Origin of the sequence: Pseudomonas sp. NPDC077649 (assembly GCF_044542855.1) — a bacterium.
In the GTDB taxonomy this organism is placed as follows: Bacteria; Pseudomonadota; Gammaproteobacteria; order Pseudomonadales; family Pseudomonadaceae; genus Aquipseudomonas.
In genome coordinates, this window is sequence record NZ_JBITVF010000001.1 from 259,097 (window position 1) to 274,110 (window position 15,014).

At 68.8% G+C, this 15,014-nt stretch carries 9 protein-coding genes; 2 read left to right on the plus strand and 7 right to left on the minus strand.

From position 1 onward, the window contains the following. Positions 1-3: 3 nt before the first annotated feature. The 7 genes from ACIGFL_RS01130 to ACIGFL_RS01160 form a co-directional block, all read right to left on the minus strand. Entirely contained in the window at positions 4-1,794 is a 1,791-nt protein-coding gene (locus ACIGFL_RS01130) for an SLC13 family permease (protein WP_021442193.1), read from the minus strand. Between the two features lie 236 nt (positions 1,795-2,030). Beyond that, positions 2,031-3,494, minus strand: coding sequence for a protein adenylyltransferase SelO (gene selO, locus ACIGFL_RS01135; protein ID WP_397495846.1), 1,464 nt, complete (start codon positions 3,492-3,494; stop codon positions 2,031-2,033). Positions 3,495-3,512: 18 nt separating this feature from the next. Next, positions 3,513-6,860: a mechanosensitive channel MscK gene (gene mscK, locus ACIGFL_RS01140; RefSeq protein ID WP_397495847.1), complete on the minus strand. Its 3,348-nt coding sequence runs from the start codon at positions 6,858-6,860 to the stop codon at positions 3,513-3,515. Between the two features lie 149 nt (positions 6,861-7,009). Further along, positions 7,010-8,755 (minus strand): potassium/proton antiporter, encoded by a 1,746-nt coding sequence (locus ACIGFL_RS01145; RefSeq protein ID WP_021442196.1) that lies wholly within the window; start codon positions 8,753-8,755, stop codon positions 7,010-7,012. 145 nt (positions 8,756-8,900) lie between these two features. Next, the gene (locus ACIGFL_RS01150) at positions 8,901-10,703 is read right to left on the minus strand and encodes an acyl-CoA dehydrogenase (RefSeq protein ID WP_397495848.1); all 1,803 of its coding nucleotides are present in this window, start codon (positions 10,701-10,703) and stop codon (positions 8,901-8,903) included. Positions 10,704-10,900: 197 nt separating this feature from the next. Next, a complete protein-coding gene (locus ACIGFL_RS01155) occupies positions 10,901-11,950 on the minus strand; it encodes an NAD(P)H-dependent flavin oxidoreductase (protein WP_397495849.1) in 1,050 nt (349 codons plus the stop codon). Beyond that, positions 11,922-13,130 carry a YbfB/YjiJ family MFS transporter gene (locus tag ACIGFL_RS01160; protein ID WP_397495850.1) on the minus strand — a complete coding sequence of 403 codons (1,209 nt, stop codon included), beginning with the start codon at positions 13,128-13,130 and terminating at the stop codon, positions 11,922-11,924. Before ACIGFL_RS01160 ends, ACIGFL_RS01155 begins: the two co-directional genes overlap by 29 nt. Positions 13,131-13,223: 93 nt before the next feature. On the opposite strand from ACIGFL_RS01160, the gene ACIGFL_RS01165 reads away from it, so the two are divergent. Then, complete coding sequence (locus tag ACIGFL_RS01165) at positions 13,224-14,111, plus strand: LysR substrate-binding domain-containing protein (protein WP_397495851.1); 888 nt, start codon at positions 13,224-13,226, stop codon at positions 14,109-14,111. 26 nt (positions 14,112-14,137) lie between these two features. Further along, complete coding sequence (locus ACIGFL_RS01170) at positions 14,138-14,986, plus strand: 23S rRNA (adenine(2030)-N(6))-methyltransferase RlmJ (RefSeq protein WP_397495852.1); 849 nt, start codon at positions 14,138-14,140, stop codon at positions 14,984-14,986. The last annotated feature ends 28 nt before the right edge of the window (positions 14,987-15,014 follow it).

A 15,014-nucleotide genomic window follows, 5' to 3' on the forward strand; every position in this document is an offset into this window, starting at 1 on the left:
AAGTCACACCGGCGTCAGCGGCCAGAACAGCGGGATAACGAAGCTGGCCACCACCCAGAGAATCAGGTTGAGCGGGATGCCGATGCGCATGAAGTCGGTGAAGCGGTAGCCGCCGGCGTTGTAGACGAAGGTGTTGGTCTGGTAGCCGATGGGCGTGGCGAAGCTGGCGCTGGCGGCGAACATCACCGCCACCACGAAGGCGCGCGGGTCGACGCCCAGATGCTGGGCCATGCCGATGGCGATGGGGGTGACCAGCACCGCCACGGCGTTGTTCGACAGCAGCTCGGTGAGGATCGAGGTGAACAGGTAGATGAAGCTCAGCATCAGCAGCGGCCCGGCCCAGGGCAGCCAGCCCATGACGTTCTGCACCAGCAGGCTGACCAGGCCGACCTTGTCCATGGCGATGCTGATGGCCAGCATGCCGAAGATCAGGCTGAGGATCTTCCAGTCCACCGCCTTGTAGGCGTCTTCCACGTCCAGGCAGCGGGTCGCCAGCACGCTCACCGCGCCGATGATCGCCAGGCCCTCGATGGGCATCAGGCCGAAGGCGGCCAGCAGCATCACCGCCAGGGTGGCGCCGATGGCGATCGGCGCCTTGTCGCGGCGGAAGGCGCGTTCCTGCACGGCGTTGAGGCTGATCAGCTCGCCGTTGTCGGCGAAGCGTTTGATCTGCGCCGGGGTGCCCTCGACCAGCATCACGTCGCCGAACTGCAGCTCGAACTCGTCGAGGTTGCCCTGCACGTTCTCGTCCTGGCGGTGCACGGCGAGCACGGCGATGCCGTAACGCGCGGTGAGGTCGAGATCGCGCATCGGCCGGTGACTGTAGCGCGAGTTACGCCCGACTATGGCCTCGGCGAGGATCACGTCGTGGCTGCTGATGGTCTCGAAGGCGTCGCCGCGGTTGAACGACAGGTGGCCGCTCTCGCGCAGCTCGACCACGTCCTTGACCTGGCCGTGCAGCACCAGGCGGTCGCCGCTGGCCAGCAGGGTGCCCCCGCCCGGCTCGGTGAGTTCCTGCTCCTCGCGAAACAGCTTGAGCACCTGCAGGCCGCTGCCGCCGTTGAGGTTGGCCTCATGCAGGGTCTTGCCGATCATCGGCGAGTCGTGCGGCACCAGCAGCTCGGTCATGAAGGTGCGGTCCAGGTCCGGGCGCAGCTGCTTGGACAGGGTCTCGCGATCGGGCAGCAGGCGGTGGCCGACGGTCAGCAGGTAGAGCATGCCGACCGCGGCCAGGATCAGCCCGGCGCCGGTGATCTCGAAGATGCCGAAGGGCTCCAGGCCGGCCTTGCGCGCCACGCCGTCGACCAGGATGTTGGTCGAGGTGCCGATCATGGTCAGGGTGCCGCCGAGGATAGTGGCGTAGGACAGCGGAATCAGCAGCTTCGACGGCAGGGTGCCGGCGCGGCGCGCCAGGGCGATGGCCACCGGGGTGAGGATGGCCACCACCGGGGTGTTGTTGAGGCAGGCGGAGATCACCAGGGCGGTGACGGTCAGGCCGGTGAGCACGCGGATCGGGCTGGTGCCCACCAGCTCGCCCAGCCAGTTGCCCAGGGCGTCGATGCAGCCGGTGCGCTCCAGCGCGGCGGACAGCACGAACATGCAGGCGATGGTCACCGGCGCCGAGTTCGACAGCACGCTGAGCACCTCGCCCGGGGTCAGCAGCTGGCTGACCAGCAGCGCCGCCACGGCGATGGCGGCGACTATGTCCGGGCTCCATTTCTCGCGCACGAAGGCATACAGCACCCAGATCAGCAGGGCGCCGACGAACAGCAGGGGCAGGGAGTCCCAGGGCATGAAAATCCTTAGCGTCGAATCTCGTGTGAGGTATCGGGCCCGCGCTGGGCGGCCGCACAAGGTCGCCACGATAGTGGGCTTCGCTTAGATAGTCTAAGAATGTTTGAGAAGGTTTATATGCCTTTTCGATTTATTGGATAAGGGCACGGAGGAGCACGTCGCCGCCCCCAACATAAGCGTGACGAAGCCTACGCATAGCCGGGGGCGCTCCCTGTCGAGTGCCGGCTCAAGCCAACCTAGGACGAGCAGCTGATCTGCAGATGCTTGCCCCAGTCCGGCGGGCGCTGGGCGTAGCGCTCCATCCCCGGCTGCTCGTCGAAGGGCCGCGCCAGCACCGCGTGCAGCTCGCGCACCGGGCCATAGTCGCCGGCCTCGGCCGCCTCGATGGCCTGCTGCGCCAGGTAGTTGCGCAGGATGTAGCGCGGATTGACCGCGTGCATGCGCGCCTGGCGTTCGGCCTGTTCGCCCCCCTCGCGGGCGCAGCGGGCCAGGTAGTCGCGGCCCCAGGCGTCGAAGCCAGCCAGGTCGACGAAGTCCTCGCGCACCACCTGCAGCGCATCGAAGGGCGCCTGTTCGCCGAGCCGGCGGAAGAACAGCGTGTAGTCGCTCGCCTTGCCCTGCTGCATCAGCTGCAGCAGGCGCTGCACCAGTTCCTCGTCGCCGTCCTCGGCGCCCTGCAGGCCCAGACGGCGGCGCATCAGGTCGAGGTAGTGGGCCTGGTACAGCGGCAGGAACAGCTCCAGGGTTGCGCGCAGCTTGTCCACTTCGATCATGGGCGTCAGCGCCTGCGCCAGCGCCGCCAGGTTCCAGTGGGCGATGGGCACCTGGTTGCTGAAGCTGTAGCGACCGGTGTCGTCGGAATGGTTGCAGATGTGCCCGGCGTCGAAGTCGTCGAGGAAGGCGTAGGGCCCGTAGTCGAAGGTGATGCCGAGGATCGACATGTTGTCGGTGTTCATCACCCCGTGGCAGAAACCGTAGGCCTGCCAGCGGGCGATCATGCCGGCGGTGCGCTCCAGCACCTCGCGGAACATCGCCAGCCAGGGTTCGTCCTGCGTCAGGCAGGCGGGGAAATGACAGGCCAGCACATGTTCGCCGAGGATCTTCAGCTGCTCGTGCTGGCGGGTGTAATAGAAGTACTCGAAGTGGCCGAAGCGCACGTGGCTGGGCGCCAGGCGCAGCAGCATGGCGGCGCGCTCCTGTCGCTCGCGCCACACCGGGGTCTCCGAGGCGGTGACGCACAGCGCCCGCGAGCTGGGGATGCCGAGGGCGTGCAGGTGTTCGCTGGCGAGGAACTCGCGGATCGACGAGCGCAGCACCGCGCGGCCGTCGCCCATGCGCGAGTAGGGGGTCTGCCCGGCGCCCTTGAGGTGCAGGTCCCAGTGTTCGCCGGCGGCGTTGACCACTTCGCCCAGCAGCACGCCGCGGCCGTCGCCCAGGCGCGGGGTGTAGCCGCCGAACTGGTGCCCGGCGTAGACCATGGCGCGCGGCTCGGCCTCGCTCCACAGCTTGTGTCCGGCGAACAGTTCGGCGAACTCCGCGCGCTGCGCCTCCTCCGGCGCCAGGTCGAGCAGGGCCATGGCCGCGGCGCTGGCCACCACCAGGCGCGGCTGCTCGATGGGCTCGGGCAGCACCTCGGTGGAGAAGGCGTCGCCGAGGCGGGCGAAGCGGTTGTCGAAGCTCAGCTGGTCGAGGCGTTTCACCGCGTACTCCGCCATGGCTCAGGTCGCCGCCGGCGGGGGCGGCGTCTGCACGTTGGCCGCACCGGCTGCGGCGGCCTTGATCAGATCCTTCTGTTCGAGCTGGTGTTCGCCGCGTTCGAGGTTCTTTACATACACCTCGACCTGGCGGAAGGCGATGTTGATGCCGTGCTTGGGGAATTCGCGGTCGATGAAGCGGTTGATCTCGTCGGTGGCCGGGTTGCGGTCGCCGAGGTCGCGCACGTGGATGCGCAGCTCGTGATCCAGGGTGCTTTCGCCGAAGTTGAGGAAGTACACCAGCGGCGCCGGCTCCTTGAGCACCCGCGCGTTCTCCTGGGCGGCCTGCAGCAGCAGCTTGCGCACCAGGTCGAGGTCCGAACCGTAGCCGACGCCGACCTTGAGGGTGACGCGGGTGACCGTGTCGCTCAGCGACCAGTTGATCAACTGGCCGGTGATGAAGGTCTTGTTCGGCACGATGATTTCCTTGTGGTCGAAATCGGTGATGGTGGTGGCGCGGATGCGGATCTTGCTCACCGTGCCGGACAGGTTGCCGATGGTCACCACGTCACCGATGCGCACCGGGCGCTCGAACAGGATGATCAGGCCGGAGATGAAGTTGGCGAAGATCTCCTGCAGGCCGAAACCGAGGCCCACCGACAGCGCCGCCACCAGCCACTGCAGCTTGTCCCAGCTGACGCCGAGGGTGGACAGGGTGGTGACGATGCCGATGCCGACCAGCGCATAGGACAGCAGGGTGGTGGTGGCGTAGGCGCTGCCCTGGGCCAGTTTCAGGCGCGACAGCACCAGCACCTCGAGCAGGCCGGGCAGGTTGCGCGCCAGGGCCACGGTGATGGCGACTATGATCAGCGCGCCGAGCACGTCCATCAGGCTGATCGGCACCAGAGTGGCGGCCTCGCCGCTGCCGCTGCTGTATTCGTAGAGGGTCACGGTGTCGAGGTAGGTGAACACCCCGATCAGCTCGGCCCAGACCCAGTACAGGCAGACCAGGAAGCCGCCGAGCAGGGCCAGGCGGATCAGCCGCAACGACTGCTGGTTGACCTGCTCGATGTCCAGGGTCGGCTCCTCGACCACCGTCTCGCCTTCGCTGCCGTCCTTGCTCTGCGCCTGGCGCTTGCTCAGGGCGCGCTGGTAGGCCAGGCGCCGGGCGGCGACGCCGAGGCCGCGGATGAAGGCGGCTTCCAGCACCAGCCAGAGGATCAGCAGGTAGAGGGTGTCGATCAGGCGGTCGGTGAGTTTCAGCGCGGTGTAGTAGTAGCCGAACGCCACGGCGGCGATCAGCGCCAGCGGCAGCAGGCTGAACAGCAGGCCGACGCTCGAACGCAGCGCCGAGGTGTGCTCCCGCAGCGGCGCGCCGAGCAGCAGGCGGAACAGCAGCCAGGCCATCAGCGCGTAGCAGGTCAGCACCACGCCGATGCCGATCACGTCGCCGGCCAGGCTGGCCGGCTGGTGTTCGGCGACGCTGGTCACCGCGACCAGCGCCATCACCACCAGGCCCAGGCTGCGGATATGGTGGCGGAAGAAGGCGACGTTGGCCGGCGGCCAGTGGAAGTGCAGCACGGCCACGCCATTCGGCGAGAGGATGCGGTAGAGGGTGTAGAACACCAGCCAGGCCTGGGCCATCTCGTACAGCGCGGCGCCGAGGTAGAGGTTCTGCCCGCGCGCATCCATCAACAGGGCGTAACCGCACAGGGCGAGGAACAGCGCGCCGGGCAGCGCCAGGGCCAGGTTCAGGGCCAGCGCCAGCGGCGTGTGCAGCTGGCTGTCGCGCTTGTAGTGGCCGATGTCGTCGTGCAGGCCGCCGAGCTTGGCGAACAGGTACTGGCGGCGCCAGAGAATAAAGGCGCAGAGCAGCAGCAGCGGCAGGAACACCAGCGGCCGCTCCAGCAGGGCGGCGCCCAGCTCCTTCAGCGCCACGCCCCAGGGCAGGCTTTCCAGCTGCTGCTGCAGGCGCCGCGGCGCGCCCTTCAGCCACTCGAGGTCGAGCGGCTTGTTGCTGGGAATCCAGAACATCTGCTCGTCGATGGTGGCGCGCAGGCTGCTGGCGGTGCTGTGCAGCTCCTTCTGGTTGAGCTGCAGGGTGATCGACTCGTTGAGCAGGGCGTTGAGCTCGCGGTTGAGCCGGTCGAGCAGCTCGCGGCGGGTGCTCAGCAACTCGCGCAGGGTGGCGCGCAGCTCGGCGGTGACCTCCTCGGCGGGCTGGCCGGCGAGCAACTGGTCGATATAGGCCTCGGGATTGCCGATCTCCTCGCGCTGCTTGCCCAGCTCGAACTGGTACAGGCGGATATCGGCGATCTCGTCGGCCAGTTTGCTGTCTTCCAACGTCAGGCTGGGTAGCGCCTGCTTCTGCTGGTAGAGGATCTTCGACAGCAGCAGGCTGCCCTGCAGCACGCCGATCTGCTCGTCGAGGGCTTGGTCGGCCTGCACCAGGTTGTCCAGCTGCTGCTTGGTCTGCAGGTTTTCCTCGGTCAACTGGTTGAGGCGCTCGGTGGCGCGCAGCAGGTAGTCGGAAAGCTTGAGGTTGCGCGTGCTCTCGCGTGCCAGCAGCTTGTCCGAGCCGGCGCGCTCGGCCTCGCGCGACTGCTCGGCGACGGTCTGCTCGGATTCGGCGCGGCGCCTTTCGTTGATCAGGCTCTGCAGCTCCAGGCGTTCCTGCTCGGCGCGCTTGATGCGCTCCTCGAGCAGCTCGCGCTGGGCGTTGCCCAGATCCTGCAGCAGGCTGTTGCCGGCCAGCTCCTGGCGGCGCAGCTGGGTCTGCGCGGTGAGCAGGGCCAGTTCCGCGGCGAGCTGGTCGCGGCGCTCGGCGCTCAGCGGGTTGCCGTTGTCGCGGTCGCTCTTCAGGCTGTTGTTGATCTGCTGGCTGCGCGCCTGGTTCTGGCTGATCTCGGCCTGGGCGCGCTCGGGGCGGGTCTGCGCGGTGATCACCAGGCTGTTGGCCTCGATGATCGCCTTGTTCCACTCGCTGAGCTGGCTGGAGCGTTCGCCGAGCAGCTGCTCCAGCTGCGCCAGGGCGGTGCGCGCGTGGCGCTCGGCCAGCGGCGCCGGCTGGCTGGCCTTGAGCTGGGCGAGTTCGCGCTGGGCCTCGGCGATCAACCGCGGGGCGTTCTCCAGCTGGGTGCGCAGGTCGGCCAGGCGCTGCTCGCTGGCCTCGCGGTCCTTGAGCAGGCGCAGGGTCTGCTCCAGGGTCTGCTTGAGCGCCAGCTGCTCGGCTTCCGGCAGCTTGCGATCGGCCAGGCCGTCGAGGCTCTGCTGCACGCTCTCGACCTTGGGCGGCTCCTGGGCGAGAACCGGGGGAATGCTCAGGCACAGGGCGAGCAGGGCGGCGACGAACGGGAGGCGCAACAGGGACATGGTCGTGGGATCTGCTGAATGGGACGATGACAGTGTAGGACGGCCGCCGCAGGCGCCGCCGCGCCGGCCCTCGCGGGAGGGGCGTGCGCAGCTGCGATGCTAGCAGAGTCCGGCGCGCTCGCGGCTGCGACGCTGGTGCGACGAGCCTGTTACAGGAACAGCCCGGGGCCCGGGCGGCTGCCTTCGGGGAATTTGACGCCGACCTTGCGCACCTTGTTCCCGTCCATCGCCGCCACCGTCCAGGTCAGGCCCTGCCATTCCACCTGGTCGCCGACGATCGGTTCGCCGCCCACCTTGTGCGCGATAAAGCGGCCCAGGTGCAACTGGCCTTCGGCGCCTTCCAGCTTGAGGCCGTAGAGCGCGGCCACCGCGCCCAGCTCGGCGTCGCCTTCGAGGACGAAGTCGCCGAAGAAGCGCAGGTCCTGACCGCGCTTGGGCGCCTGGCTGAACAGCTTGCCGAGTGCCGGCAGATCGGCCTCGTGGCCGATCACGCAGAGCAGGTCGCCGGCCTCCAGGCGCGTGCTGCCGGACGGGTGAAGCAGCTCGCGACCGCGAAACAGCGCAGCGATGCGCGTGCCCTCGGGCATGTTCAGCTCGCGCAGGGCGGCGCCGATGCACCACTTCTCTGCGCCCAGGCGGTAGACGAAAAGCTCCCACTGGCTGGTGGGGTGCACCTCCAGGCCGGCGCGCGACACCGGCGCCGGCTCCGGCGGCACGGTGACGCGCATCAGCCGGGCGGCCAGCGGCAGGCTGGTGCCCTGCAGCAGCAGCGAGACCAGGACGATGAAGAAGGCCACGTTGAAGAACAGCTGGGCATTGGGCAGCCCGGCCATCAGCGGGAACACCGCGAGGATGATCGGCACCGCGCCGCGCAGGCCGACCCAGGCGATAAAGACTTTCTCGCGGTCGTGGAAGGCCGGAAACGGCAGCAGGCCGAGCAGCACCGACAGCGGTCGGGCGAAGAGGATCATCCACAGCGCCAGACCCAGCGCCGGCAGGGCGATGGGCAGCAGCTCGTGGGGGGTGACCAGCATGCCGAGGACCAGGAACATGCCGATCTGCGCCAGCCAGGTGAGGCCGTCGAGCATGTGCAGGATGCCGTGGCGCGAACGGATCGGCCGGTTGCCCAGCAGCAGGCCGCACAGGTAGATGGCGAGGATGCCGCTGCCGCCCACCGCGGTGGTGATGGCGAAGATGATCAGGCCGCCGCTGACTACCAATAACGGGTACAGGCCGCTGGCCAGCTCCATGCGGTTGATCAGCTTGAGCAGCAGCCAGCCGCCGCCGAGGCCGAGCACGGCGCCGAGGCCGAACTGCTGCAGCAGCTGGATCGGCAGGTCCCAGCTGAAGCCGGTCTGGCCGCTGGCGAGCATGGCGATCAGGGTGACGGTGAGGAAGACCGCCATCGGGTCGTTGCTGCCGGATTCGATTTCCAGGGTCGAGCTGACCCGTTCGTTGAGGCCGCGGCCGCCGAGCAGGGAGAACACCGCCGCGGCGTCGGTGGAGCCGACGATGGCGCCGATCAGCAGGCCCTCCAGCAGGCTCAGGTCGAACAGCCAGGCGGCGGCCAGGCCGGTCAGCCCGGCGGTGATCACCACCCCCAGGGTGGCCAGCGACAGCGACGGCCACAGCGCCACGCGGAAGCTGGAGACGCGGGTACGCATGCCGCCGTCGAGGAGGATCACGGCCAGCGCCAGGTTGCCCACCAGGTAGGCCAGCGGGTAGTTGTCGAAGACGATGCCGCCGGGGCCGTCGACGCCGGCGAGCATGCCGACGGCGAGGAAGATCACCAGGATGGGGATGCCGAACCGGGTGCCGAAGGCACTGACCAGGATGCTGGCCGCCACCAGCAGGGCGCCGATCAAGAACAGATTGTTGATGGCGCTGGCGTCCAACGGCGTACTCCTGGCCTGGTGGTGAATGCGCCGTTATGCATGGCGCGTGCCAGGGATTCTAACCGCTGCCTTCGCCCCGTTGTCAAAAAGGTTATTACATTTTTCCAGCCGGCAGCGGCCCGCCGGGGCGGGCCGCTGGCGGCATCTAGAACCAGGCGTCGCGCATGCCCAGGCAGGTGTCGTCGCGCGCCTCGAGGATGGCCAGCTCGTGGTGGCAGCCCGGCACTTCCCAGGTCAGGAAGTAGCGCGCAGCCTGCAGCTTGCCCCGGTAGAAGTCGGCGTCGCCGCCTTCGCCCCTGGCCAGGCCCTGCTCGGCGCGGATCGCCTGCTCCAGCCAGCGCCAGCCGATCACCGCGTGGCCGAACACCTTGAGGTACAGCGCCGAGTTGGCCAGGCCCTGGTTGACCTGGCCGGCCATCAGGTCGCCGAGCAGGGCCAGGGTCACCGCCTGCAGGCGCGCCAGCAGTTGTTCCAGCGGCTGGCGCAGGGCGGTGAGCGACTCGTACTCGGCGGCGCGCTGGCAGGTGCCGTGGATCAGCCTAAGCAGCTGCTTGAGCGCGGCGCCGCCGTTCATCGCCACCTTGCGCCCGAGCAGGTCGAGCGACTGGATGCCGTGGGTGCCTTCGTGGATGGGGTTGAGACGGTTGTCGCGGTAGTACTGTTCCACCGGGTATTCGCGGGTGTAGCCGTGGCCGCCGAGGATCTGGATCGCCAGTTCGTTGGCCTTGAGGCAGAACTCCGAAGGCCAGGACTTGACGATGGGGGTGAGCAGATCGAGCAGCTGCAGCGCCTCGGCGCGCTCCTCGGCGGTTGCCAGGGTGTGGGTGTCGTCGAACAGGCGCGCGGCGTACAGGCCGAGGTCGAAGGCGCCTTCGACGTAGGCCTTCTGCGTCAGCAGCATGCGCCGCACGTCGGTGTGCTCGACGATGGCTACCTGCGGGCTGCTCGGGTCCTTGCCGTCCGGCTGGCGGCCCTGCGGGCGGTTGCGGGCGTAGTCCAGCGAATAGAGGTAGCCGGCGTAGCCGAGCATGATCGCGCCCATGCCGACGCCGATGCGCGCCTCGTTCATCATCTGGAACATGTAGGACAGTCCGTGGTGCGGCTTGCCCACCAAGTAGCCGACGCATTCGCCGTTGTCGCCGAAGTTCAGCGCCGTGGAGGTGGTGCCGCGCCAGCCCATCTTGTGGAACAGCCCGGCCAGGGTCACATCGTTGCGCGCGCCGAGTGAGCCGTCGTCGTTGACGTGGAACTTGGGCACCAGAAACAGGCTGATGCCCTTCACCCCGGGCGGGGCGTCCGGCAACTTGGCCAGCACCATATGCACGATGTTCTCGGAGATCGGCTGGTCGCCGCCGGAGATGAAGATCTTGTTGCCTTTGATCCGGTAGCTGCCGTCGGCGTGCGGTTCGGCCTTTGTGCGGATGTCCGACAGCGACGAGCCGGCGTGCGGCTCGGTCAGCGCCATGGTGCCGAAGAAGCGGCCGTCGATGATCGGCTGCAGGTAGCGGGATTTCTGCTCCTCGTTGCCGAAGGCTTCGATCAGGTTGGCCACGCCCATGGTCAGCATCGAGTAGGAGCTGGTGGCGATATTGGCCGACTGGAAATGCGCGAAGCAGGCCTGCGACAGCAGGTTGGGCAGTTGCATGCCGCCATGCTCGAAGTCGCGGGTGGCGTTGAGGAAGCCCGCCTCGTGGAAGGCGCGCAGGGCCGGTTCGACCTCGGGGATCAGCACCGCCGCGCCGTCGACGTACTGCGGCTCGTGCTCGTCGCTCTTGCGGTTGTGCGGGGCGAACAGCTCCTCGGCGATGCTGCGTGCGGTGGCGATCGCGGCGTCGAAGGTCTCGCGGTTGTGCTCGGCGAAGCGTTCGCGCTGGGTCAGGGCTTCGGCGTCGAGCACCTCGTAGAGTTCGAACGCCAGGTTGCGGGAGCTGAGTAGGGTCTCGGACATGGAACGGGCCTCCAGATGATTGATCGAGTCTAGGCAGCCAGTTGCCTGGCTGCCCAGCATCATCATCGGCCGTGATAATCGCTCGTTGGCGCACGGGGGTAGGGCGGGTGCAACCCGCTATTGCCGAAGTGGCGGGTCGAACCCGACCTGCGGAGCCAGTTAACCGTCGTTTCCGCGCAGGCGGGAGTGACGCTTCGTCATATCGAGTGAGCGAAGCCGCGCGCCAGTTCGCGGGTCAGCTCGGCCGCCGGCAGGGGCCGGCAACTGGCGACGTTCTGCCCGGCCCACAGCGGCGAGAAATCGCCGCTACCCCGGGCTTCGGCCGCCGCGCGCAAGGGCGCGATGGCCGCGGTGGCCAGGGGGAAGGCCGGCGCCCGTTCGCTCAGTGGCCCCAGCTCGCGCATCAGGCGGTTGACGATGCCGCGCGCCGGGCGCCCGCTGAACAGGTTGGTCAGCGCCGTATGGCGCGCCGCCGGGCTCTGCAGGGCGGCGCGGTGGATGGCGCTGGTGCTCGCCTCCGGGCACAGCAGGTAGGCGCTGCCGACCTGCACCCCGGCCGCACCCAGGGCCATGGCTGCGACTACGCCGCGGGCGTCGCCGATGCCGCCGGCGGCGATCACCGGCACCGACAGCGCATCGACCAGCTGCGGCAGCAGGGCGAAGAGGCCGAGTTGGCGGCTCAGGTCGAAGTCGAGAAAGTGGCCGCGATGGCCGCCGGCCTCCAGGCCCTGGGCAATCACCGCATCGACGCCGCGCGCTTGCAGCCACAGCGCCTCGTCCAGGGTGGTGGCGCTGGAGAGGATCTTCGCCCCGCTGCGCCGTACCCGCTGCAGCAAGGCCTCCTCCGGCAGACCGAAGTGGAAGCTGACCACCGCGGGGCGGAACTCCTCCACCAGTGCCGCCGCCTCTTCGTTGAACGGCAGGCGCCCCGGGCCGCCGGCGATGGCGGCCGGATCCAGGCCCAGCTCGTCATAGTAGGGCGCCAGCGCCTCGCGCCAGGTCGCCTCGCGGGCCGCGTCCGGCGCGGGCGGCACATGGCTGAAGAAGTTCAGGTTGAACGGCCGCTCGGTCAGCTCGCGCAGCGCCTGCAGCTCCTGACGCAGGGCGGCAGGCGTGAGCATGGCGCAGGGAATCGAGCCGAGGCCTCCGGCCTGGCACACGGCGGCGGTCAGGCGATGGTTCTGCGAGCCGGCCATCGGCGCCTGGATCAGGGGCAGGTCAGTGTCGAGCAGGGCGGTGAGAGACATGGGATGGCTCCATTTCAGCGAGGGATCGTGGTTCGGACACCTGCCAGGCCCACAACAGGGCCCAGAGCAATGCCGCCGTGCCGATAAGGAAGCTGCTCGTGAGGCTATGGCCGGCGGCAGTCCAGTGCTGCACCAGCCAGGGGCCGAGCAACTGGCTGCCGCTGTACAGACTGATCAGCAGGGCGGCCAGGCGCAAGCCCTGGTCCGGGTTGAGGGCACGGGCCAGGCGCTGGGTCAGCAATACGGTGCCGAGGAAGGTGCCGCCCACCAGCAGGGCGCAGGCCAGCACGCCGACGGGGCCGGGCAGCAGGATCGGCATGGCCACGCCGAGCAGTTGCAGCAGGTAGTTGGCCAGCAGGGCGCGGCGGTCGCCCAGCCAGGCACCGGCCTGGTTCCACAGGCTCGCCGAGATCAGGCAGGCGAGCGCCGTCCACCACCAGTTGCCGGCCAGTAGCGGATGACCGGCGGGCAGCTGTTCGCGAGCCAGGGCCGGCAGAAAGGTCAGCGGCAGGATGTAACCCAGGCCTGCCCCCAGATAGGCCATCAGCAACGCCAGATTGTGGCTGCCAAGCAGTGCGCCACGGGCGGTCGCAGGGGGCTTGTCGGGCAGGTCCCGTGCCAGGCGCCTTAGCATCGGAGCACAAAGCAGCGCCAGGGGCAGGGCGCACAGGGCGATCGGCAGCCAGCGCAGCGGCCCGTGCCAGGGCGTGATGGCCACCAGCAGGCCGCACAGCAACATGCCGCTACCCAAGCCCAGATAGACCAGACCGCTGAGCGCCGTGGCCTGGCGCAGGGCCAGCCATTCCAGCACCAGCGCCGGGGCGAGGACGAACACCACGCCGTTGCTGATGCCATTGGTCAGGCGCAGTGCAGCCAGCAGGGCGATGTCCTGCGTAAAGACCTGGGCCAGGGTCAGGCCGGCATTGATCAGTAGGGCCGCCGGCAGGCCGAGGCGCAAGCCGCGCGGGTTGGCCATGGGCAGCGCGAGCAGGGCGCCGAGCAGGTAGCCGAGGTAGTTCCAGGTCGCCAGTTGGGCGCCTTGGCTCAGGTCGAACAGGCCATCGTCGAGCAGCAGGGGCAGCAGCGGGGTATAGGCGAAGCGGCCGAGCGCATGCACGACCACCAGCGCCAGGGCGGCGGCGAGCAACGCAGTGAGGTGGGCGCGGTCACATCTGGGCATAGGGCCTCCGGTCGTGCTGCGCACCTTAGTCGTTGTCGTTGACCGATCGTTAGTGAAAAATACTGCTTTCATCTTTCACTTTTGGTGATGTTCATGGGCGCCTGGCAGCGACTCAATCCGCAGTTGTTCCGCTATTTCCTCGCCGTGGCGCGCGAGGGCTCGCTGAGCGCCGCCGGTCTGCGCCTGAGCTGCGTGCCGTCGAACGTCTCGGCGCGCCTGCGCCAGCTGGAGCAGCAACTCGACACCCGGTTGTTCCTGCGTCAGGGCCAGCGCCTACGTTTGACCCCGGCCGGCGAGCGCCTGCTGCCCCACGCCGAGCATCTGGAACAGCTCTGCCAGACGGCCTGGCGCAGCGTGCAGGAGGATATCTGGAGTGGCGACCTGCGCCTGGGCTCGATGGAAACCACCGCGGCCGTGCGTCTGCCGGAGCTGCTCGCGGCTTTCCACCAGCGGGCGCCGCGGGTCAACCTGCAGCTCAGCACCGGGCCGAGCCGACGCCTGGTCGAGGGCGTGCTGGCCGGGGAGCTGGACGCCGGATTGATCGGCGGGCCGTTCGAGCATCCGCAGCTCGAGTGCCTGCCGATCTGGCAGGAGGAACTGATGCTGGTGCTGCCGCCGACGCAGGATGCCGACAGTCTGGAGGCGCGGCCGCAGACCCTGCTGGGCTTCCCCGAGGGCTGTCACTATCGCGAGCGCCTGGAGCGCTGGGTGGTCGGCCGCGGGTTGCAGGTGGCGGCGCGGCAGAGCTACGGCTCGATCGATGCGATCTTCGCCGGCATCGCCGCCGGCATGGGCATCGGCCTGCTGCCGCGCAGCCTGCTCGAGCGCCACCCACGTGTGAACCTGGTGCAGTACCAGGCCATCGCCGCGGAGTTCGGGGCGACCACCACGCTGCTGGCGCGCCGCCGCGATGCCGGCGAGCACCCGCCGCTGGCGCTGCTGCTGGAGCTGATGCGCGCGCAAAGCCCGCTCAGCGGGTAAACTTGGCGACCGCTTCGGAGACATTCATGAACTACCGCCACGCCTTCCACGCCGGCAACCACGCCGACGTGCTCAAGCACCTGGTGCTGACCCGCCTGATCGCCCTGCTGTCGCGCAAGGAGGCGCCCTTTGCCTACCTCGACAGCCACGCCGGCATCGGCCTATACGACCTGCGCGGCGATCAGGCCAGCCGCACCGGCGAATGGCTGGAGGGCGTCGGCCGCCTGTGGCAGGCCACGCAGCTGCCGGATGCGGTGGAGGCCTACCTGGAAGTGGTGCGGGCGATGAACCCGGACGGCGAGCTGCGCTACTACCCCGGCTCGCCGGAGTTGGCGCGCCTGCTCAGCCGCGAGCAGGATCGTCTGCAGCTCAACGAGAAGCACCCGGAAGACGGCCGCCTGCTCAAGGACAACATGCGCGGCGACCGCCGCGTAGCGGTGCACCTGGGCGAGGGCTGGCATGTGCCGCGGGCGCTGCTGCCGACCCGCGAGAAGCGCGTGCTGCTGCTGATCGACCCGCCGTTCGAGCAGGCCGACGAGCTGCAGCGCTGCGTCGAGGCGCTGAACGAGGCGCACGGGCGCATGCGCCAGGCCATCGTCGTGATCTGGTATCCGATCAAGGACGAGCGTCAACTGGCGCGTTTCTACCGGGATCTGCAAAAGAGCGCCGCGCCCAAGCTGCTGCGCGCCGAGCTGTACGTGCACGCGCCGGACGATGCCAGCCGGCTGACCGGCTCGGGCCTGGTGATCAGCAACCCGCCCTGGGGCCTGGAAGACGAGCTCAGGCAGCTGCTGCCCTGGCTGGCCGATGCGCTCGGCCAGAGCCTGGGCGGCTGGCGCCTGGACTGGCTGATCGAGGAAAAACCGGCCGGTTGAGCGAGCTGGGGGACGCTGCGCATGGCGC

Excerpts from the sequence above, each read along its gene's own strand:
- ACIGFL_RS01130 (WP_021442193.1), bottom strand. The coding sequence starts at position 1,794 with ATGCCCTGGGACTCCCTGCCCCTGCTGTTCGTCGGCGCCCTGCTGATC.
- mscK (WP_397495847.1), bottom strand. The coding sequence starts at position 6,860 with ATGTCCCTGTTGCGCCTCCCGTTCGTCGCCGCCCTGCTCGCCCTGTGC.
- ACIGFL_RS01150 (WP_397495848.1), bottom strand. The coding sequence starts at position 10,703 with ATGTCCGAGACCCTACTCAGCTCCCGCAACCTGGCGTTCGAACTCTAC.
- ACIGFL_RS01155 (WP_397495849.1), bottom strand. The coding sequence starts at position 11,950 with ATGTCTCTCACCGCCCTGCTCGACACTGACCTGCCCCTGATCCAGGCG.
- ACIGFL_RS01160 (WP_397495850.1), bottom strand. The coding sequence starts at position 13,130 with ATGCCCAGATGTGACCGCGCCCACCTCACTGCGTTGCTCGCCGCCGCC.
- ACIGFL_RS01165 (WP_397495851.1), top strand. The coding sequence starts at position 13,224 with ATGGGCGCCTGGCAGCGACTCAATCCGCAGTTGTTCCGCTATTTCCTC.
- ACIGFL_RS01170 (WP_397495852.1), top strand. The coding sequence starts at position 14,138 with ATGAACTACCGCCACGCCTTCCACGCCGGCAACCACGCCGACGTGCTC.